The sequence below is a fragment of the Stenotrophomonas sp. ISL-67 genome, from assembly GCF_018612915.1.
GTDB lineage: Bacteria > Pseudomonadota > Gammaproteobacteria > Xanthomonadales > Xanthomonadaceae > Stenotrophomonas.
Map to the genome: position 1 here is coordinate 112,756 of NZ_JAGGRL010000012.1, position 20,109 is coordinate 132,864.

Sequence of the window (20,109 nt, forward strand, 5' to 3'; positions counted from 1 at the left end):
GGTTGAAAGCGCTTCAGCCTAGTCAGCAGCGCATCACCCACGGGTACTGCATCACGCAGCGCATGTAAGTCGCTGTTTTCACAGTACCGACGGAACGGGCGATTGCAACACACCGGGCCGCAGGCGACACGCCACCGCCGCTGGGATCGCCGACAATGGCGGCATGACCGAACGCATTCCCCTGCTGTTGCTGCCTGGCCTGCTCAACGACGCCGAACTGTGGCGCGAGCAGGTGGCCGCCCTTTCCGACATCGCCGACTGCAGCGTCGGCGACCAGACCCATGGCGAGACAATGCAGGCGGTGGCCGAAGACGTGCTGGCCCAGGCTCCGGAACGTTTTGCGCTGGCGGGCTTCTCGCTGGGCGGGTTCGTGGCCCAGCAGATCCTGCGCGTAGCCCCCGAGCGCGTGCTGCGATTGGCGCTGATCGACACCTCCTTCCACGCGGATTCGCCCGAACGTGCCGCCCAACGCCAGTCGCAACGCTCCAGCGTGCGGTTGCCCGGCACCTTCCACGGTTTCGGCGACAAGCTCATGCGCAGCTACATCGACACCTCGCGGCTGGACGACTACGTCCTGGTGCAGCGCGTGCGCGACATGACCGCCCGCCTCGGCGCCGAGGTGTTCCTGCGCCAGAGCGCGCTGGACCGCGTGGACGGCCACGACGTGCTGCACGGCTACCGCGATCCACTCCTGATCGTCTGCGGTGCCAACGACCGCATCACCCCGCTGGCGATCAGCGAGGAGATGCATGCGCTGGTGCCCGGCTCAACCCTGGTCGTGATGCCCGATTGCGGGCATCTGGCCCCGATGGAAAAGCCCGAAGAAGTAAGTGCCGCCATGCGCGATTGGTTGTTGGCCTGAGCGACTCTTACGCACTGGGGCAACCGTTGGTAGGGTCGCATCCCAATCGACTGCCGATAACGGTGCCACATTCTGTTGTGGCATGACCTCCGTCGAAAGGCGCGCTTCGGCAGAGGACATGCGTTCGTCGCGCCGATTACCATGGTCGGCGGTCGATAGGGATCCGACCCTACCGATTTCGCGCGTCCACACTGCATTGCGCAGCGCCGTTACCTCGACCGATCAATCCCACGCGGGTGCGATCCCTTCGGGATTCGCCAACCGCTGCCCGCGATCCAACGTGGCGATCTGCGCCATGTCCTCCTCGCTCAGGCGCAGGTCCGCAGCGAGCAGGTTGCTGGCCAGGTTCTCGCGCCGGGTCGAGGAGGGGATCACCGCGAAGCCCTGCTGCAACGCCCACGCCAGTGCCACCTGTGCCGGCGTGGCGTCATGCCGCGCTGCAATCGCCTGGATCACCGGGTCCTTCAGCACCTCGCCGTAGGCCAGGCTCATGTACGCCGTCACATGGATGCCCTGTTCGCGCAGGAATGCAATCAACGCGTGGTTCTGCAGGTACGGGTGTACCTCGATCTGGTTGGTCGCAATCGCATCGGCGCCCAGGATCGCAATCGCCTGGCGGGTCAGGTCGATGGTGAAATTGGAAATGCCGATCTGTCGGGTCAAGCCTTCGGCCTTGGCCTGCGCCAGCGCACCCAGGTACTCGGCCATCGGCACCGCATCGTCCGGCGACGGCCAGTGGATCAGGGTCAGGTCGAGGTGGTCGGTGCGCAGCTTGCGCAGGCTTTCGCGCACGCTGTCCAGCAGCGCATCGTGCTCGAAGCTGGCGATCCACACCTTGGTGGTCAGGAACAGGTCCTCGCGGGCCACGCCGGACTCGGCGATGGCCTGGCCAACCTCGGCCTCATTGCCGTAGATCTGTGCGGTGTCGATGGCGCGGTAGCCCACGTCCAATGCGTTGCGGACCGAATCGATGACGGTCTGGTCCTTCAGGCGGAAGGTGCCAAGACCGAATGCGGGAATGCTCATGGAAACTCCTTCAGTGGGGGAAGTGCAGGCTACGCCGTGCACGGTTAAACGAATCAAACGGATGTGGCACGACTCAATGCGCCACAGCCACGGCACCTTCGGCACGTTCGGCCACCCCGTCGCGCCGATCCAGCCGCCCGCTCAGCACGGTGAGCCCCAGCGCACCCAGCACCACCAGCGCACCCAGCCACGGCGTATGCATCAGCCCCAGGTGGTCCACCACCAGCCCGCCCAGCGACGCGCCCATCGCGATGCCCACGTTGAACGCGGCGATGTTCAGGCCAGAGGCCACATCCGCCGCCTGCGGCGCAAAGCGCTGCGCCTGCTTCACCACATACACCTGCAACCCTGGCACGTTGCCGAACGCCACCGCGCCCAGCGCCAGCACCGTGAGCAGCACCAGCCAGGTGTTGTGCGCGGTGAAGGTCAGCGCGAACAGCACCAGCGCCAGCAGCCCGAAGATCAGCTTCAGCGCGGGGATCGGGCCGCGGCGGTCGGCCAGGCGGCCACCCCACAGGTTGCCGATTGCCACCGACACGCCGTACACCAGCAGCACCCCGCTCACCGCGTTCGGCGAGAAACCGGTGACGTCCTGCAGGATCGACGCAAGATAGGTAAAGGACAGGAACGTACCGCCATAGCCCAGCGCGGTGATGGCATACACCAGCAGCAGTCGGGGCTGCGCAAGTACCGAGAGCTGCTGGCCGAACGTGGCCGGCTCGCTGCGCTGCAGGTTGCGCGGCACGAACAGCAGGCTGCCGATCAGCGCGATCACGCCCAGCGCAGCCACCGCCAGGAAGGTGGCACGCCAGCCCAGGTGCTGGCCGATGAAGGTGCCCAGCGGTACACCGGTGACCAGTGCCACGGTCAACCCGGTGAACATGATCGCGATCGCGCTGGCCGCCTTTTCCTTCGGCACCACCGAAGTGGCAATGATCGAGCCGATCGAGAAGAACACGCCGTGCGCCAGCCCGGTCAACACCCGCGCCACGATCAGCGAGCCATAACTGGGCGCCATCCAGGCAATCACGTTGCCCAAGGTGAACAGCACCATCAGGGCCACCAGCAGGGTCTTGCGCGGCACCCGGCCGGTCAGTGCGGTCAACACCGGCGCGCCGACCGCCACGCCCAGCGCGTACAGCGAGACCAGCAGGCCGGCCGAGGGCAGGGAGACGCCGAGATCGGCGGCGATGGTCGGGATCAGCCCGACGATGACGAATTCAGTGGTGCCGATGGCGTACGCACCCAGCGTAAGCGCCAACAGGGCCAAGGGGATGCCACGGGACATGAGGGTTACCGGTGGAAGAAGAAGGTGCGCAGTCTGCGCGCACGACTCTTGCTGAAAAACCGGCCTTCACGCCAATGACTCTTGCCTCATGGTCAATAATGGGCCCATGAAGACCACCCTCGATGAAATGCAGGCGTTCATCGCCGTGATCGACAGCGGTTCGATCACCGCCGCCGCCGAAGCACTGGGCCAGACCACTTCCGGGGTCAGCCGGGCCTTGGGCCGCCTGGAGGAAAAACTGGGTACCACCCTGCTGACCCGCACCACGCGCCGGCTGCAGCTCACCGAAGAAGGCGATGCGTTCCTGGCCCAGGCCCGCGCCATCGTGGCCTCGGTGGAAGCGGCCGAAGAGCAGATGACCGCGCGCCGCCAGCGCCCGGCCGGGCGCCTGCGCGTGGATGCCGCCACCCCGTTCGTGTTGCATGTGATCGCCCCGCTGGTGGCGGGCTTCCGCACGCGCTACCCGGACGTGCAGCTGGAGCTCAACAGCAGCGAGCGCTACATCGACCTGCTCGAGCGTCGCACCGACGTCGCCATCCGCATTGGCCCGCTGGCCGATTCCACCCTGCACGCGCGCCCGCTCGCGCACAGCCGGCTGCGGGTGTTGGCCAGCCCGGCCTACCTGGCCGAACACGGCACCCCGAAAACAGTGGAGGATCTGGACGGCCACGCGCTGCTCGGCTTCAACGAGCCCGACTCGCTCAACCACTGGCCGCTGCCCGGGCGTACCGACGCGCTGCTGCACATCCGCCCGGCGGTGGCCGTGTCCAGCGGCGAAACCCTGCGCCGGCTGGCGCTGGAGGGGGCGGGCGTGGTCTGCCTGTCCGACTTCATGACCCACCGCGACCGCGATGCGGGCACGCTGGTGCAGGTGCTGCCGGCGCTCACCGTGGAAGTGCGCCAGCCCATCCACGCCGTGTACTACCGCAACACCGCCGTATCGGCGCGGATCAGCAGCTTCCTCGACTATCTCGCGGAATCCATGACCGGGCGGGCGTTCCTCCGCTGAAACCTGTGCATGGGCCGGCCAACGGCCGGCGCTACCCGCCGCTGGCTAAATATGTAACTATTTGTGTTACATGAAATCCAGCAATCAATTCTCCGACGCGCTCCACATCATGGCCCACCTGGTCGGCCAGGACGGACCGCGCACCTCCGAACAACTCGCTACCTGCCTGCCGACCCACCCGGTGGTGATCCGCCGCCTGCTCGCCGCGTTGCAGAAGGGTGGGCTGGTCCACACCGCTCGCGGCCATGGTGGCGGTAGCCAGCTGGCGCGCGACCCGGCCACCATCACCCTGCACGACGTCTATCTCGCCATCGGCTCGCCGGCGCTGCTGCATACCGGCGCGCGCGAAACCGGGCGCGGCTGCCCGGTGCAGCAGGTGGTGAATGCCGCGCTGGATGAGAGCTACCAACAGGCGCAGGCGCTGCTCGAACAGCGCCTGCATGCCACCACGCTGGCGACCCTGGGCGACGCCTTTGCCCAGCACCTGGCCCAGCACAGCAAGGGAGTTCCGCATGACCTTTGATGCCATGATCGTCGGCGGCAGTTTCGCCGGGCTCTCCGCCGCCATGATGCTGGCGCGTGCGCGCCGCAGCGTGCTGGTGATCGACAGCGGGCTGCCGCGCAACCGCTTCTCCAGCCACTCCCATGGCGTGCTGGGTCTGGATGGCATCTCCGGCAGCGACCTGCTGCGCCAGGCCAAGGCGCAGCTGCTGGATTACCCCAGCGTGCGCTGGGCCAACGACACCGCCACCGACGCGCAGCCGACAGTGGATGGTTTCGCGGTGAGCACGGCGGCCGGTGATACGTGGGCGGCGCGCAAGCTGCTGCTGGCCACCGGCATCCGCGATGTGTTGCCCGAGCTGCCCGGCCTTGCCGAACGCTGGGGCCACAGCGTGCTGCACTGCCCGTACTGCCATGGCTATGAAGTGGGCGGTGGCGCGATCGGGCTGCTGGGGGGGCATCCGATGTCGCCAATCATGGCCGGGCTGATCGCCGACTGGGGCCAGGTCACCTTTTTCACGCAGGGCTCGGCACTGGACGACGAGCAGCTGGGCACGCTGCAGCGGCGCGGCGTGCAGATCGAAACTGAAACAGTCGTGGCACTGGAAGGCGACCGGCCGCAGTTGAGTGGGGCGTTGCTGGCCGATGGACGCCACATCGACCTGCGCGCGCTGTTCGTCAGTGCGCGCCAGGAAATGGGTTCGGCGCTGGTGGAGCAGCTCGGCTGTGAACTGGAAGACAGCCCGGTCGGTGTGCTGGTTCGGGTGGATGCGCAGAAGCAGACCACGGTGCCCGGTGTTTACGCGGCGGGTGATGCAACGTTGATGGGCAACATCACGTTGGCCAGTGCGGAGGGCGTGCGCGCCGGGGTCAGCATGCATCACGCGCTGGTGGCCGAGGATGGGGCAGTGGTGGGGTGATGGGGAAACGGCCACCTTGGGGTGGCCGTTGCTGGTGCGGTCGATTTCGGAGGGGTGGTCAGGCGGCGCTGGCGCTTCCCAGCTGCGCGATGTCGTCGGCGGTCAGGCCTACCTGGGCAGCGGCGAGCACGTCGTGCAGCTGTTCCACGCTGGTCGCGCTGACGATCGGCGCGGTGATGCCCGGGCGGGCGATCAACCAGGCAATGGCGACCTGGGCGGGGGTCGCGTTGTAGGTGACGGCCACGTCATCCAGCGCCTGCAGGATGCGCAGGCCGCGCGGATTGACGTACTTGGCCACCACGCTGCTGCCCCGCGAGCTGCTCTTGGCCGCATCGTCCGCACTGCGGTACTTGCCGCTGAGGAAACCACTGGCCAGCGAGTAATAGCTGATCACGCCGAGTCCGTGTTCGCGCGCTACCGCTTCCAGCCCACTTTCGTAGCCGGTACGGTCGTACAGGTTGTATTCGGGCTGCAGCGTTTCGTAACGGGGCAGCTTGTAGTCCGCCGACACCTTGAGCGCCGCCTGCAGGCGTTCGGCGCTGTAGTTGGACGCACCAATCGCGCGCACCTTGCCCTGTTCGATCAGCCGCCCGAACGCGGCCAGCGTGGTTTCCAGCGGCGTGGATTCGTCATCCTCATGCGCCTGGTACAGATCGATCACATCGGTCTGCAGGCGCCGCAGGGAATCTTCCACGGCTGCAGTGATGTTGTCGGCCGACAGGCCGGGGTGTTCGGCCCACTTGGCTACTTTCGTGGCCAGCACCACCTTGTCGCGTTTGCCGCTGCGCTGGAACCAGCGGCCGAGGATCGTTTCCGACTCACCGCCCTGGTTGCCCGGCACCCAGGCCGAATACACATCGGCGGTATCGACCAGGCTGTAGCCGGCATCGACGAACGCGTCCAGCAACGCGAACGAGGTCTTCTCGTCCGCGCCCCAGCCGAACACGTTGCCGCCGAACGCGATGGGAAGCACTTTCAGGCCGGAACGGCCGAGCTCGCGCGGTGCAGTCATGGGCAATCCTCCAGTCGAATCCAATGTCACAGCATAAGTGCCTGCCCATGACACCGCTGCGGCGCCGGCCACAAAACAGTGTTCCGCTTCGCTGCACTGCACTAACGTTTTGTGAACACCTTTGGCATCGCGGCTGCTAGGCTCGCCGCATCCCGCCACCGTAGGTGATCCGATGAAAGCCCGTTCGCTCAGCTGTGCCTGCCTGTTCACCGTCTCCACGCTGCTGCTCACCGCCCCCGCCATGGCGATCAAGCCGGCCGGTCCCAACGCGCAGCCGGCCATCACCGCCGCGGTGCAGGCCGCCGTCGACGGCAAGGGCCGCGACCCGGCCAACGTGAAGCGCGACGCCTACCGCCATCCGGCGCAGACGCTGTCGTTCTTCGGCGTGGAGCCGGGCAGGACCGTGGTGGAAATCACCCCCGGCGGCGGCTGGTATTCGGAAATCCTTGCCCCGCTGCTGCGCGACAAGGGCACCTACGTCGCCGCCGTGGTCGACCCCCAGGCCGTGGCCGAAGGCAAGGGCCGCGATTACCAGCAGCGCCAGATCGATGGCCTGAAGAAGAAGTTCGATGGCGCCCCGGCCACGTATGACAAGGCCAAGGTGGTCCCGTACGACCCCAACGCTCCGACGTTCGGCGCTGACAATTCGGCCGACGTGGTGCTGACCTTCCGCAACGTGCATAACTGGCGCAGCGCCAACCAGGCCGAGGGCATGTTCAAGGGCTTCTACAGCGTGCTCAAGCCCGGCGGTGTGCTCGGCGTGGTGGAACACCGCGCCAAGGCCGACGTGCCGGCCGACGATAAGAGCGGCTACGTGGGTCAGGCCCAGGTGATCGCCATGGCCGAAGCGGCCGGTTTCAAGCTGGCCGGCAGCAGCGAGATCAATGCCAACCCGCGCGATACCAAGGATCACCCGAACGGGGTGTGGACGCTGCCGCCGAGCAACAGCCACAAGCCCGCCGATGATGCGAAGTACCAGGCCATCGGGGAAAGCGACCGCATGACCCTGCGCTTCGTGAAATAACGCGGCCGTCCCACCAACGCGTCCTGGCGGCTCATGCCGTTCTCTGCGGGCGCTACCGTTGGTACGTACCGACCGTTGGTCGGTACATGGGCATCGGCATGCATGGAATGGGACAATGGCGCACCGCCGCTCCTGCCCCACCCATGCTCATCGCCTTCAACAAGCCTTTCAACGTCCTGTGCCAGTTCACCGACAGCAGCCAGCCGCCGCGCGCGACGCTGGCCGGCTTCGGCTTGCCGCCTGACGTGTACGCGGCAGGGCGGCTGGACTACGACAGCGAAGGCCTGTTGCTGCTCACCGACGACGGCAGGCTCGCCCATCGCCTGACCGACCCGCGCCACAAGGAAGACAAGACCTATTGGGTGCAGGTGGAAGGCACGCCAGGCGACGCGCAGGTGCAGGCGTTGCGCAGGGGCGTGCAGTTGAATGACGGACCGACCCTGCCTGCGCGCGTTGAAAGACTGGAAACGCCCGAACTGTGGGCGCGCACCCCACCGGTGCGCTTCCGCAGGACCGTGCCGGATGCGTGGCTGGCCATCACCCTGCGCGAAGGACGCAACCGGCAGGTACGGCGCATGACCGCGGCGGTGGGCCTGCCCACCTTGCGCCTGGTACGTGTCGCCATGGGCCCGCACCGCCTGGACGGCCTGCAACCCGGCCAATGGCACCAGGTAGAAGCGTAGAGCCACGCCCTGCGTGGCTGGTCGCGGTGTCGGCATCGTGCGCAGCCACGCAGGGCGTGGCTCTACCGCTGATTACAACGAAAAACCGCCGGACGTGCCGGCGGTTTTCGGGTCCTGCCACGCGCCCGGTTGATCAGGCGTCGCTACCAATATCGCTGTGTTCATCCACCACCGTGGTGTTGCGCCGGTTGCGCGCGCTGATGCGCTCGGCCTGCCCATTCACCACGCTGCTGTTGGCCAGCTTCTTCTTCTGCTGCTTGCGGTACAGCGCATAGCCCAACAGGCCCACGCCCACCGCCGCCACCGCAATGGTTGCAGCCGGGTTTCGGCGAACCGCCTTGGCGGCCACCTTGCTGCCGGTCTTCACCGCGCCGAGCGCTGCACCGGTCTTGATCCAGTCGGTTGCCTGCGGGCCGAGGTAGCGCAGGTTGCTGCCGGCGTGCTTCAGGCCGTCGCCGGCGCTGCTTGCCAGATCCAGTGCACGCTCCAGGGCGCGGTCGGTAATCACGGTCAGTCTGTTCATTGGGGGTCCTTTGCCTCGGTTCGGCATCCAGTGTCGCGCGGGGGCCGTGTAGGGCGTGTTATCCGCCAGTCGCGGGGTGGTCACCACCATAACCAATCTGCAACAGCGATGTAGAGCCACGCCCTGCGTGGCTGAACGCGGTGCCAGACACATTCCACGGCCACGCAGGGCGTGGCTCTACGTCCCTCTCGGCTTGGCCCGGTGGGTGGCGCTGGCCGTCCATGGATCATCCGGCCACGGGTGCCTCGGGTAACGCCCCTTCATTTCTTTCTTTACTTCGGCATAGGTGTTCGCCCAGAAGTTGCGCAGGTCCTGGGTGACCTGCAGCGGGCGCCCACCGGGCGAGAGCAGGTGCAGGGTGAGCGGAACGCGGCCATCGGCAATGCGCGGCGTATCGGCCACCCCGAACAGCTCCTGCAGCTTCACCGCCAGCACCGGCGGCTGCGGCGTGCTGCCATCGGCCTCCACCGCATACGAGATCGGCCGCTCCATGCCCGACGGCACCGCAATGCGCACCGGCGCATGCTTGTCGACCAGCTGGCGCTGCGCCCACGGCATCGGCGATTTCAGCGCCTCGCCCAGGGTGGACTCATCCAGCGCCTCCAGGCGCGTCTTGCCGTTGAACGCCGGCGTCAGCCATGTCGTGAGCGTTTCCATCAGCGCCGCATCGGACACATCCGGCAGCTCCAGCTCCGGCATCCAGGAACGCAGGGCCAGCGCACGTGCCTGCCATTGGCGCAGCCCCTCGGTCCACGGCAGCGCGTCCAGCCCCAGCTCGCGTACCGCCTCGGTCAGCGCCTGCGCCGCCTGGGCCGGATCGACCCGCCCGGCCGAGCGGCTGTCCAGCACGATGCGGTCGAAGCGGCTCTCGCGGCGCGCCACCAGCGCCCGCTTGTCCGCGTCCCAGCGCACCACGTCTTCCTGCTGGAAGCGCTGCGGGAAATCGCGGCGCAGCCGGTTCTCGTCCACCGGCGCGGCACGCTGCAGCAGCGCATCGCGTGCTTCGTAGCGCAGTTCCACCGCCACCAGCCACGGCTCACCGCGCAGGTCGCTGGGGTCGAACAGCCGCGCGCTGCGCCCATTGGCCAGCAGGTAGCGCAAAGGATCGGTGGGATGGCGCGCCGCGATCCGGTCGGGGAAGGCATGCGCCAGCAGGTCGCCCAGCTGGTGTGCCTCCACCGACGAGGGGGGCGCCGTATCGCAGCGCAGGCGCCGCCGCCACTGCTTGCTGGCCGCATCAATGGCCGCGAGCGCACCGCGATTGGCATCCTGCGGCACGCGCCCCTGCCGGAACGCCGCCAGCGCCCGCCAACGGGCGGCCAAGGCATCGCCGCCCTGGCGCAGCGGATCGCGCGCTTCCACCAGCGCGGCCAGGTCGCAGGCCAGCGCCTGTTCGGTAGCGTTGCCGGCGGCCAGCAGCATCGCCGCCAGCCGCGGGTGCGTGCCCAAGGTGAGCATGCGCCGGCCCAATGCGATGAGCACGCCGGTATCGCTGAGTGCGCCCAGCCGCTGCAGCAGCTCGCGCGCGGCGGCCATCGCGCCCACCGGTGGCGCATCCACGAAGCGCAGGTCCTCGCTGCCCCACGCGGCCAGCTCCAGCGCCAGCGCGGCCAGCTCCACCTGCGCGATCTCCGGCCGGCGCTGCGCTTCCAGCCGCTGCGACTGCGGCCATAGCCGCCAGGCCCAGCCGTCGGCCACGCGCCCGGCACGGCCGGCGCGCTGGTCGGCCGAGGCCTGCGCGATGTTCACCACATCCAGCCGCGAAAAGCCGCTGTTGGGGTCATAGCGCGGCTCACGTGCCAGCCCCGCATCCACCACCACGCGCACACCGGGCAGGGTGACCGAAGATTCCGCCACGTTGGTGGCCAGCACCACCCGGCGCTGGCCCTGCGGGTCCGGCTGCAGTACCCGCGACTGCTGTTCCACCGGCAGCTCGCCATGCAGCGGCAGCACCTGGATATCACCCGGCAGCGCCTGCTCCAGCGCAGCCTGCGTGCGCGCGATCTCGCGCTGGCCGGGCAGGAACACCAATACATCTCCAGGGTGCTGGGCCAATGCCTGTTCCACCGCGCGCCGCGCCTGCGCTTCCAGCGCTTCATCGCGGCGGGCCGGGAAGTGGCTCACCGCCACCGGAAAACTTCGGCCCGCGCTGCTCAGGCGCGGCGCATCCAGGAACTGCGCCAGCCGCTCGCCATCCAGCGTGGCCGACATCACCACGATGCGCAGGTCCTCGCGCAGCTGCGCCTGCACATCCAGCGCCAGTGCCAGGCCGAGGTCGGCCGCCAAGTGGCGCTCGTGGAATTCATCGAACAGCAGTGCGCCCACGCCTTCCAGCATCGGGTCGTCCTGCAGCATGCGGGTGAGGATGCCTTCGGTCACCACCTCCACGCGGGTACGCGCGGTGACCTTGTTCTCGAAGCGGATGCGGTAGCCCACCGTGCCGCCCACGTCCTCGCCCAGCTGCCGGGCCATGAACTGCGCGGCGCTGCGCGCGGCCACCCGGCGTGGTTCCAGCATGATGATCTTCCGGCCTTCCAGCCACGGCGCGTCCAGCAGCGCCAGCGGCACCTGGGTGGTCTTGCCCGCGCCCGGCGGCGCCTCCAGCACCAGGCGCGGGTGCGTGGCCAGCTGCGTGGCGATCTGCGGCAGCAGCTCGGAAATCGGAAAACGCGGTGTACTCATGCGGCAAGGATACGGGCCGGCGGCGGGGCCGGCGAGCCGGCCGGGCAGGGGCCGCGCAGGCGGCACGTTACAATGGCGCGCTCAACTGCCCTGTAGCTGCCCCATGCAACTGATCGATATCGGCGCCAACCTCACCCACGATTCCTTCGACCGCGACCGCGATGCCGTGCTGGCCCGCGCCCGCGCGGCCGGCGTGGTGCAGATGGTGCTGACCGGTGCCAGCCGCGAGCATTCGCCGATGGCACTGGAACTGGCACGCCAGCACCCGGGCTTCCTGTACGCCACCGCCGGCGTGCACCCGCACCACGCGGTGGAATACACCGACGAGTGCGACGCCGAAATGCGCGCGCTGCACGCGCATGCCGAAGTGGTGGCGGTGGGCGAGTGCGGCCTGGATTACTTCCGCGATTTCGCCCCGCGCCCGGCCCAGCACCGCGCCTTCGAGCGCCAGCTGCAACTGGCCAGTGAGGTGCGCGCCGCGGATGGCCAGCGCAAGCCGCTGTTCCTGCACCAGCGCGACGCGCATGCGGACTTCATGGCACAGATGAAGAACTTCGACGGCCGCATTGGCGCAGCGGTGGTGCATTGCTTCACCGGCGAACGCCAGGAACTGTTCGATTACCTGGACCAGGACTGGTATATCGGCATCACCGGTTGGCTGTGCGATGAGCGCCGTGGCGCGCATCTGCGCGAGCTGGTGAAGCACATTCCGGCCGAGCGGCTGATGATCGAGACCGATGCACCGTACCTGCTGCCGCGTTCGTTGAAGCCGATGCCGAAGGATCGTCGCAACGAACCGATGTTCCTGAAGCACATCGTCGAAGAACTGGCGCGGGACAGGGGCGAGGATGTCGAACTGACCGCAGCGAACGCGACGGCAGCGACGCGCACGTTCTTCCGCCTCCCGCACGCGGATTGACCCGGCCGTCCCGCCGGCCCGGACGACGCGACGACAGCTCGGTAGGGTCGCATCCCAATCGACCGCCGATAACGGTGATTACCCCGATTGAGGCATGACCTGATAACGAAGGCGCCTCTCCGGAGGTGACAATGCGTCAATGCACCGATCACGGTTATCGGCGGTCGTCTGTCGACCGACCCGACCGCAGGGCGTCCTGCAACCCTTCCCGGTACGTCTTGAATCTCGGCGCCCACCCCAACGTTTCACGCGCGGCACTACTGTCGATCCGCTTGCTGCCCGCATAAAACCGCCGCAACGCGGGTGAAACCTCCGGCGCATCCCACGCCTGCGCTTCCGGCACCGGCAACCCACACAATCCTGCCGCATACGCCAACACCTCCTGCGGCGGCGCCGGTTCGTCATCGGCCAACAGATACATTGCTTCAGGCGCGGACACCCGCATCCCCGCCACCACCGCCGTGGCCAGATCCTCCACATGCAGCCGGTTGAACACCAACCCCGGTCGCACTACCTGCCGCGCCCGGCCTCCAGCCAGCTGCACCAGCGCATTGCGCCCAGGCCCATAGATCCCGGGCAGGCGGAACACGGCCGATGCAATGCCCTTGTCCCGGGCAAGCGCACGCCACTGCGCCTCGGCCAGCAACCGCCGCCGCGCCGTGTCATCCACGGCATCGGCTACCGACGCCTCGTCGATCCAACCACCATCGCGGTCGGCGTACACGGCCGTTGAGGAAAGATAGCCCACCCAGCGCAGCGCAGGGCTGCCGCGCAGTTCTGCCGCCAGCAGCCGCAGCGCAGGATCGCCCGCATCGTCGGGCGGGACCGTACACACCACCGCCTCCGCGCAACGAATCGCCTCCAGCAGCGTAGCGCCGGGCTCTGCCCGGCCAAGCGCGGTGCCAACCGATGCGCCATCCTCCAGCGCACCCGCCACCCACCGGTGACGAATCAACCCATCTTCCGGTGCCGTCTCAAGGTCCCGCACCGTTCCACTGCACGCCACGCCCTGCGATTGCAGCAAGGTGGCAATATGCCGCCCGCTGTACCCCAGTCCCAACACCAGCACGCGTGCCGGTAGCTCACCTGCCACCACGCTCATCCCGCGCGGTTGCGCTGGTAAGCCTGCAGATGTGCATACGCCACCGCCAGCAGCGGTGCCGCCTGGCCCGCCGCGCGCGCCCGCACCAGCATGTCGCCCACGATCTGCTCGGCTTCCACCTGCTGGCCGGCCTCCAGATCGCGCAGCATCGACGCCTTCAGCGCCGAGCCTTCCTGCGTGGTCGCGGCCAGCGCAACTGCCTGTGCCTTTTCCGGGATCGGCTCGCCCGCCGCTTCGGCCACGGCCAGGCATTCGGCATACAGCCCGCGCACTATCGCTGCCCCGTCATCGGTCGCCACGATCGTGCCCACATCTGCCCGCATCAGGCAGGTGGCTGCCGCCAGCGTGGTCAGGAACGTGTACTTGATCCACTGCTCCTGGCCAATGGCATCGCTGGCGACGTGGTCTACTTCGGCCTGCACGCACGCCGCCGCCAGCGCCAATACCCGCGCACTGCTGCCGGGCGTATCCCGCTCGCCAAAGGTCAGCTTCGCCGCTGGCGCCAGGTGCAGCACCGCGCCATCGGCGGCCTTGGTCGCACTGATGAAGCACAGCCCGCCCAGCACCGCATCGCGCCCGAAGCGCGCGTCCAGTGCCGCGTAATGGCGCAGTCCGTTGAGGATCGGCAGCACGGTGGTGCGTGACGACACCGCAGGTGCTATCGCCTCGATCGAGCTGTCCAGGTCGTAAGCCTTGCAGCTCAGGATGACCAGATCGAAGGGGTGCTCTGCGGCAAGCGCAGGCAGTGCATCGGCGGTGACGTGGGCTACCGGGAAGGTTGCATCACCCAGAGGGCTGCGGATGACCAAGCCCTCGCTGTCCAGCTGCGCCGCGCGGGCAGGGCGGACCAGGAAGGTGACGTCCACGCCGGCCTGCGCCAGGCGTCCGCCGAAGTAACCGCCGGTACCGCCGGCGCCCAGTAGCAGAATACGCATCGCCTTCCTCCGTCTATCGTGAGGGCCGGCCAACGGCCGGCGCTACCGGTTGCATCGCGTCAGCTGCGCATGCCCACGCCGCGCTTGAGCAGCCACAGCGCCAGTGCGGTCAGCGCCACCACAAACCCGATCATCAGTACATACGCCACCCACAGCGGCACATCGCTGGTGCCCAGCAGGCCGTAGCGGAACGCGTTCACCATGTAGAAGATCGGGTTGGCGTGCGTGGCCGCTTCGGCCCACGTCGGCAGCAGCTTCACCGAATAGAACACGCCGCCCAGGTAGGTCAGCGGGGTCAGGATGAAGGTCGGCACGATCGCCACGTCATCGAACTTCTTGGCGTACACCGCGTTGATGAAACCGGCCAGCGAGAAGATCGTCGCGCCCAGCAGCACCGTGGTCAGCGTCACCAGCGGGTGCGGAATGCGCACCGGCGTGAAGAACATCGCGATGATCAGCACGATCACGCCCACCATCAGCCCGCGCAGCACCGCACCGGACACATAGCCCCACAGGATCACCCAGTTCGGCATCGGGCTCACCAGCAGCTCTTCCACGTGCCGCCCGAACTTCGCCCCGAAGAACGACGAACTGATGTTGCCATAGCTGTTCTGGATCACGCTCATCATCACCAGGCCCGGCACGATGAACTGCATGTAGCTGTAGCCGCCCATCTCGCCCACGCGCGAGCCGATCAGCCCACCGAAGATCAGGAAGTACAGGGTCATGGTGATCGCCGGCGGCACCAGCGTCTGGCCCCAGATGCGCAGGATGCGTGCCACTTCGCGGCGCACGATCGTCATCAGCGCAATCCGGTTGCGCTGGCCGTCGGTCAAAACCGGGGTTGGGGTGCTGCTCATGCCGCGTTCTCCTGGTTGCCGGTGAGGCGCACGAACAGCTCCTCCAGGCGGTTGCTCTTGGTCCGCATCGACCGCACCCGGATACCCGACGCGTTCAGCGCCGCGAACACCCGGTTCAGATCCATCGCGCGCGGCATGTCCACATCCAGCGTGTGCCCGTCGATGGCGGTGATGGTGGTGCCCTCGATCACCGGCAGCGGCGCAGGCAGCTCACCGTCGATATCGAACAGGAAGCCTTCCACGTCCAGCTTGGCCAGCAGCTCGCGCATCGGCCCCTGGGTAACGATCTGGCCATGGTTGATGATGGCCAGGTTGCGGCACAGGTGCTCGGCCTCTTCCAGGTAATGGGTGGTCAGGATGATCGTGGTGCCGGCCGCGTTGATCTCCTTCAGCACCCGCCACATGTCGCGGCGGATCTCGATATCCACGCCTGCGGTGGGCTCGTCCAGGATCAGCAGGCGCGGGCGGGTCATCATCGCCCGGGCGATCATCAGCCGGCGCTTCATGCCGCCCGACAGCGTGCGGCTCATCACCTGCGCCTTTTCCCACAGGTGGGCGCGCTTGAGCTCCTCTTCGGCCATCTTTTCGGCCTCCGGGCGGGCCACGCCGTAGAAGCCGGCGTAGTTGACCAGGATGTCGAAGGGCTTCTCGAACAGGTTGAAGTTGATCTCCTGCGGAACCAGCCCGATCAGGCGCATGGTGGCGCTGCGGTTGCGCACCAGGTCGCTGCCGAACACCTCGACCTGGCCCTCGCTGAGGTTCACCAGCGAGCTGATGATGCCGATCAGGGTCGACTTGCCAGCCCCGTTGGGGCCCAGCAGCGCGAAGAAGTCACCCGGGGCAACATCCAGCGAGACGCCCTTCAGCGCCTGGGTGCCGTTGTCATAGGTCTTGCGGAGGTCGCGCACCCGCAGGGCGGGGGCGGTACTGGACATGGTGGTGTTCTGGGGTGCCAAGCTCTTGCCTTCGCGCCCAAGGGACGGCGCTGGATAGGGGCGGGGGAGCGGCTATTATAGAAGGCCCCGAGGGTCTGCCCCGGCTACACACTGTTTCCCAAATTCGTGCCTGTTCAATTCCCCCTCAAGCTGATCGACCGGCGCATGCTGGCCCCCACCGTTGGCCATTACCAGTTCCTGCGCGATGACGGCCAACCGCTGGATTTCCAGCCCGGCCAGTTCATCCAGGTCCATTTCGAGTACGCCGACGGCACCGCCACCAAGCGCAGCTACTCCCTGGCCACGATCCACGACCACGCCCTGGCCCCGGGCGAAGCCGTTGATATTGCAGTCAGTTTCGTGCCCGGCGGCGCCGCCACGGCCCTGTTCGAGGGCCTGGACCTGGGCGGCCACGTGACCGCCAGCGGCCCGTTCGGCCGGTTCTGCCTGATGCCGGGCGACCACAACGCCCGCTACCTGCTCATCGCCACCGGCACCGGCGTCACCCCGTACCGCTCCATGCTGCCGCTGCTGGCCACCGCCATGGCCGGGCGCGGGGTGGAGGTGGTGCTGCTGCAGGGCGCCCGCACCCCCGAAGAGCTGCTCTACAGCGAAGACTTCCATGCCTTCGCCGCCGCCCACCCGGGCTTCCGCTACGTGCCGTGCCTGTCCCGCGAGCTGCCCGAGAACCCGCATCCGGATGTCCGCCACGGCTACGTGCAGCAGCACCTGGCCGAATTCGCCCCGAACCCGGCCACCGACATCGCCTACCTGTGCGGCAACCCGGACATGGTGGATGCGACCTTCGAGGCGCTGAAGGAGGCGGGGTTGCCGACGCCGCAGGTGCGGCGGGAGAAGTACGTCAGTAGTAAGTAACGCTTGGCTCGAGCAAGGGGGCTAGAATGCCCCCATCAGATCCGGAGCTACCGCCATGACGCCCCCCGTGACTGCCAAGCAGGAAGTCGCCCAGTTGCTGAATCAACTGCCGGACGATTCCACGCTCGAAGACATCCAGTACCACGTCTATGTGTTGGAGAAGATCCAGCGAGGCCGCGCGGATGTAGATGCTGGCCGGGTCCACACTACAGAACAGGCGCGCGAGCGGCTGGCTAAATGGCTCGATCGCTGAACTGGGCGAGCGAGGCGCTCGAAGATATCGACGCCATCGCAGAGTTCATTGCACGAGACTCCCCGCGCCACGCCAGGCGGATCATCGAAGCGCTGTTTGAGCTGGGCGATGTGATTGAGGTCCATCCCTTTGCTGGCAGGGTAGTGCCGGAGGTTGGCCGTACAAGCCTGCGAGAGCGCTTCCTCTACAGCTATCGAGTCATTTACGAAATTCGTGCTGACCAGATTGCAGTGCTCGCAGTTCTACATGGAAAGCGACTGCTTGAATCTGTCGATGAGCGGCTGGGCGGTTGACGTTCGGGCATATGCGCTGGACGCTTCAGCGGGCTGGAATCGGCCCACTCGCGAGGTACGTTGCCAACGCGCGGTCTTCGATCTCGTACTCGCCCTTTTCACCCTTGGGTGCAAGTACCAGGTTCTTCACCAGTCGATTGACGGCGGTTTGAACCCGCTGGGGATCGCACGCGTTCTTCTCCTCGAGTCGAGCCGTGACCATGGCGCTGAAGTCCGTACTGAACAGGCTCTCTGGCTGGTTGGTCGCCAGGTGCTGCAGGATGATCCTGTCGATCGGTTTCAACCTCGGCCACTGCTCGCGCAGACTGGTTTCGCCTATCTCGTGCTGCCAGCGACGCAGGCCGTCCCACGGATCCGACGTGATCCCCACCACCATGTGCAGGATGATCTGGTTGAGATAGAGCGGCACCCGAGCAATGCGCTCGAAGACGCTGGCCAGCTCCACCTGGTCAACCTTGCGTCCGGTCATCTGGGCGAAGATGTGGGCGCGGTTGGCAACGAAGTCGTTGCCTAGTTGCGGCAGGGGCAATGAAAGTGCCGCGTCAAACAGCGGAGCTTTGCGCTTGCGGAACATCTCATTGAGCGCGTCGCGGGAGGAGCCTGTGAAGAACAGCTTCAACTTCGGCTGCAGCTCAAGCATCGAAGCGCGGAAGCAGGCGACGAAATCCTCGTGCACTCCGGCAGCGAGCGTCTGGAACTCATCCAGGATGAGCAGAACCGGCTTGGTGCTGGCCTGTGCCAGATTCTGCATTGCAGTTCTGAGCCTGCCTTGCAGGTCTGCTTGCGCACCGCTCTCTGTCCACTCGGCGTGGAGGCCTGATCCGGCGTAAGCCGCCCTGGCGGTCACCTTGTCAGGCTTGATCGCCTTGCCCAGGAGGCCCTTGGGCCGCGCGGCGGCTTCCAGCTCCTCCACCAGAGCCACTTCCGGATGGTCCCGCCTGACCCAGAGGTCGATGTAGCACGCCCGCCAGCCCCACGCCTCAGCAGCGGGAATGAGGTCGTTCTTCACGAACAGGGTCTTGCCCATACGCCGCGCGGCGAACATGGTGATGGCATGCGTAAGCCCGGAGCCAAGCGCCAGCTGGACGGTGTGGACGAGGTCTTCGCGAGGGAAGTAGTGGATGTCGGCAAGCGTACTAATGATTGGGTTTTATGGTCAAAGCCATAATTATGATTCTTCTCATAACATGCCATAATTGCTCGCGATGCGTTGTGACAACTCCCGCAGATCGGCTGGGCCAGACACGCCAGCGCCCGACGCGGAGCACAGCTCCAGAAAGTCCGCAGGCATGTACTGCGTGTCAGGTGCATCGCTGAAGGCCACGCCCTGTATGCGCTGGAAGTCGGAGAGGCGATGTACGAGCACATTGAATTTGTTCTTTCAAGCTACCTCAACTCCTCTGTGTCCGGCACCTTGGAAGAGTCGAATCTGGCCTTAAAGAGGAACCTTGAGCAAAGTAGAAATTTCTACTGCAGTCTCAGGGAAGAACTAGAGCAAGTGCTGGCTGATCCTGCCTATTCTTGGGTCAATGCTCTCGAATCAAACGAGATAGCATTCTTCAATGATGAATCAGCCGCCAAAGCATATGTCGAGGCCAGATTGTGGACGCCATACTTCGGAGAATAGGTTTAGCTCTTCCCACGCGAGATCCCATGGTTGATATCGAGATCATTGAACATTCGAAGTCGATCCGTGAGATGTCATTCCGCGACGCAGCGGATTGGTTGATGGAGAACTATCCGGCCGGGGCGCCCCACTACGGAACGGCGTTTCAGCTGATGCCCAGAAGGTCGTGGAAGCGATCCGATCAGATTCGCCTCGCCGAACATTACTTGGCCAGGCTTCCATTTGCGTCGAGTACGCCCTACAGGGTGTTCCTTTCATTCATGGCCGCGGAAGTGTTCGTGTCGCAGATCAGGAAGTTCCTGCCCGATGACGAATCAAGTATTGATTTGCTGCGGTTCCACCTGGGGCCGGTGATGCGTGAGGCAGCCACGTCAGATGTTGACAGAGCCTTGTTCTCCAGGGTCATGGCTGAGCTGGACCGCGCCGCAGGTTGAAGTGCCGTACACAGCATTGGAAGATTCCCAGTCAGTGCCCCATCCACAAACGACAGACAAGCAAATGAGCAAGCTGATTGCGGACTTCCACAGAGACCCCAACGGCAAACTGAGGAGGAGGTACTACTGCGTCAACGAAGACGGGGAGTTGAATCACGCGGTCACGATGACCCTGTTGAAGCTCATTGCAGAATCGATGATTCCCAGCGACGGTGAACTGGAAGCGCTCCTGGCAATGGTTGAGCGCGGGGAATACGTCTCTCCTAATCCATGCCTCCCCGACTGGAGCGTCAATGACAAGTGCATATGGTTCGGTCCGCCGGTGTGAATCGCCCAGGGTTCCGT

At 66.3% G+C, this 20,109-nt stretch carries 23 protein-coding genes; 13 read left to right on the plus strand and 10 right to left on the minus strand.

The features are described 5' to 3' along the window. Nucleotides 1-163 precede the first annotated feature (163 nt). Nucleotides 164-862, plus strand: a complete 699-nt coding sequence (locus tag J7J08_RS12935; RefSeq protein ID WP_214906222.1) for an alpha/beta fold hydrolase — start codon at nt 164-166, stop codon at nt 860-862. Between the two features lie 222 nt (nt 863-1,084). Here J7J08_RS12935 and dkgB read toward each other — a convergent pair whose 3' ends face one another. Next, a complete protein-coding gene (dkgB, locus tag J7J08_RS12940; RefSeq protein ID WP_214906224.1) occupies nt 1,085-1,888 on the minus strand; it encodes a 2,5-didehydrogluconate reductase DkgB in 804 nt (267 codons plus the stop codon). Nucleotides 1,889-1,961: 73 nt separating this feature from the next. Beyond that, on the minus strand, nt 1,962-3,176 hold the full coding sequence (locus J7J08_RS12945) for an MFS transporter (protein ID WP_214906227.1): 1,215 nt from the start codon (nt 3,174-3,176) through the stop codon (nt 1,962-1,964). A 106-nt stretch (nt 3,177-3,282) separates the two neighbouring features. On the opposite strand from J7J08_RS12945, the gene J7J08_RS12950 reads away from it, so the two are divergent. From J7J08_RS12950 to J7J08_RS12960, 3 genes are all read left to right on the plus strand, one after another. After that, nucleotides 3,283-4,185 carry a LysR family transcriptional regulator gene (locus J7J08_RS12950; RefSeq protein ID WP_214906231.1) on the plus strand — a complete coding sequence of 301 codons (903 nt, stop codon included), beginning with the start codon at nt 3,283-3,285 and terminating at the stop codon, nt 4,183-4,185. 70 nt (nt 4,186-4,255) lie between these two features. Further along, nucleotides 4,256-4,708 carry an Rrf2 family transcriptional regulator gene (locus J7J08_RS12955; protein ID WP_214906234.1) on the plus strand — a complete coding sequence of 151 codons (453 nt, stop codon included), beginning with the start codon at nt 4,256-4,258 and terminating at the stop codon, nt 4,706-4,708. Continuing rightward, entirely contained in the window at nt 4,698-5,606 is a 909-nt protein-coding gene (locus J7J08_RS12960; RefSeq protein WP_214906237.1) for an NAD(P)/FAD-dependent oxidoreductase, read from the plus strand. The genes J7J08_RS12955 and J7J08_RS12960 overlap by 11 nt, the downstream gene beginning before the upstream one ends. 58 nt (nt 5,607-5,664) lie before the next feature. On the opposite strand, the gene J7J08_RS12965 is transcribed toward J7J08_RS12960, so the two are convergent. Continuing rightward, nucleotides 5,665-6,618, minus strand: a complete 954-nt coding sequence (locus tag J7J08_RS12965) for an aldo/keto reductase (RefSeq protein ID WP_214906240.1) — start codon at nt 6,616-6,618, stop codon at nt 5,665-5,667. Between the two features lie 241 nt (nt 6,619-6,859). Between J7J08_RS12965 and J7J08_RS12970 the strand changes: the two genes are divergently transcribed. Together J7J08_RS12970 and J7J08_RS12975 are read left to right on the plus strand one after the other, a co-directional pair. Beyond that, nucleotides 6,860-7,642: a methyltransferase gene (locus J7J08_RS12970; RefSeq protein ID WP_251006639.1), complete on the plus strand. Its 783-nt coding sequence runs from the start codon at nt 6,860-6,862 to the stop codon at nt 7,640-7,642. A gap of 143 nt (nt 7,643-7,785) precedes the next feature. Beyond that, a complete protein-coding gene (locus tag J7J08_RS12975; RefSeq protein WP_214906246.1) occupies nt 7,786-8,325 on the plus strand; it encodes a pseudouridine synthase in 540 nt (179 codons plus the stop codon). A gap of 133 nt (nt 8,326-8,458) precedes the next feature. Here J7J08_RS12975 and J7J08_RS12980 read toward each other — a convergent pair whose 3' ends face one another. Both J7J08_RS12980 and hrpB read right to left on the minus strand, forming a co-directional pair. Next, complete coding sequence (locus J7J08_RS12980; RefSeq protein ID WP_214906249.1) at nt 8,459-8,848, minus strand: hypothetical protein; 390 nt, start codon at nt 8,846-8,848, stop codon at nt 8,459-8,461. A 177-nt stretch (nt 8,849-9,025) separates the two neighbouring features. Continuing rightward, nucleotides 9,026-11,530, minus strand: coding sequence for an ATP-dependent helicase HrpB (gene hrpB / locus J7J08_RS12985; protein ID WP_214906252.1), 2,505 nt, complete (start codon nt 11,528-11,530; stop codon nt 9,026-9,028). A 103-nt stretch (nt 11,531-11,633) separates the two neighbouring features. On the opposite strand from hrpB, the gene J7J08_RS12990 reads away from it, so the two are divergent. Continuing rightward, nucleotides 11,634-12,449 (plus strand): TatD family hydrolase, encoded by an 816-nt coding sequence (locus J7J08_RS12990; RefSeq protein ID WP_214906255.1) that lies wholly within the window; start codon nt 11,634-11,636, stop codon nt 12,447-12,449. A 154-nt stretch (nt 12,450-12,603) separates the two neighbouring features. On the opposite strand, the gene J7J08_RS12995 is transcribed toward J7J08_RS12990, so the two are convergent. Genes J7J08_RS12995 through J7J08_RS13010 form a run of 4 tightly spaced genes read right to left on the minus strand, consistent with a single transcriptional unit; the run spans nt 12,604 to nt 16,281 of the window. Next, entirely contained in the window at nt 12,604-13,551 is a 948-nt protein-coding gene (locus J7J08_RS12995) for an NAD-dependent epimerase/dehydratase family protein (RefSeq protein ID WP_214906258.1), read from the minus strand. Continuing rightward, nucleotides 13,548-14,486, minus strand: a complete 939-nt coding sequence (gene panE / locus J7J08_RS13000) for a 2-dehydropantoate 2-reductase (RefSeq protein WP_214906260.1) — start codon at nt 14,484-14,486, stop codon at nt 13,548-13,550. Before panE ends, J7J08_RS12995 begins: the two co-directional genes overlap by 4 nt. A 59-nt stretch (nt 14,487-14,545) precedes the next feature. After that, nucleotides 14,546-15,346 (minus strand): ABC transporter permease, encoded by an 801-nt coding sequence (locus J7J08_RS13005; protein WP_214906262.1) that lies wholly within the window; start codon nt 15,344-15,346, stop codon nt 14,546-14,548. Further along, a complete protein-coding gene (locus J7J08_RS13010) occupies nt 15,343-16,281 on the minus strand; it encodes an ABC transporter ATP-binding protein (RefSeq protein ID WP_214906263.1) in 939 nt (312 codons plus the stop codon). Before J7J08_RS13010 ends, J7J08_RS13005 begins: the two co-directional genes overlap by 4 nt. Before the next feature lie 126 nt (nt 16,282-16,407). Here J7J08_RS13010 and J7J08_RS13015 point away from each other — a divergent pair, with 126 nt between their 5' ends. From J7J08_RS13015 to J7J08_RS13025, 3 genes are read left to right on the plus strand one after another with little or no spacing between them, the layout of a single operon-like run. Continuing rightward, complete coding sequence (locus J7J08_RS13015) at nt 16,408-17,157, plus strand: ferredoxin--NADP reductase (RefSeq protein ID WP_214906265.1); 750 nt, start codon at nt 16,408-16,410, stop codon at nt 17,155-17,157. A 55-nt stretch (nt 17,158-17,212) separates the two neighbouring features. Continuing rightward, a complete protein-coding gene (locus tag J7J08_RS13020; RefSeq protein WP_214906267.1) occupies nt 17,213-17,410 on the plus strand; it encodes a hypothetical protein in 198 nt (65 codons plus the stop codon). Next, nucleotides 17,395-17,703 carry a type II toxin-antitoxin system RelE/ParE family toxin gene (locus tag J7J08_RS13025; protein WP_214906270.1) on the plus strand — a complete coding sequence of 103 codons (309 nt, stop codon included), beginning with the start codon at nt 17,395-17,397 and terminating at the stop codon, nt 17,701-17,703. Before J7J08_RS13020 ends, J7J08_RS13025 begins: the two co-directional genes overlap by 16 nt. 25 nt (nt 17,704-17,728) lie before the next feature. On the opposite strand, the gene J7J08_RS13030 is transcribed toward J7J08_RS13025, so the two are convergent. Then, entirely contained in the window at nt 17,729-18,730 is a 1,002-nt protein-coding gene (locus tag J7J08_RS13030) for a hypothetical protein (RefSeq protein ID WP_214906273.1), read from the minus strand. Nucleotides 18,731-19,057: 327 nt separating this feature from the next. On the opposite strand from J7J08_RS13030, the gene J7J08_RS13035 reads away from it, so the two are divergent. From J7J08_RS13035 to J7J08_RS13045, 3 genes are all read left to right on the plus strand, one after another. Beyond that, the gene (locus tag J7J08_RS13035; RefSeq protein ID WP_214906276.1) at nt 19,058-19,330 is read left to right on the plus strand and encodes a hypothetical protein; all 273 of its coding nucleotides are present in this window, start codon (nt 19,058-19,060) and stop codon (nt 19,328-19,330) included. 26 nt (nt 19,331-19,356) lie between these two features. After that, nucleotides 19,357-19,764: a hypothetical protein gene (locus J7J08_RS13040; RefSeq protein WP_214906279.1), complete on the plus strand. Its 408-nt coding sequence runs from the start codon at nt 19,357-19,359 to the stop codon at nt 19,762-19,764. A gap of 64 nt (nt 19,765-19,828) precedes the next feature. Then, nucleotides 19,829-20,092: a hypothetical protein gene (locus J7J08_RS13045; RefSeq protein WP_214906282.1), complete on the plus strand. Its 264-nt coding sequence runs from the start codon at nt 19,829-19,831 to the stop codon at nt 20,090-20,092. The last annotated feature ends 17 nt before the right edge of the window (nt 20,093-20,109 follow it).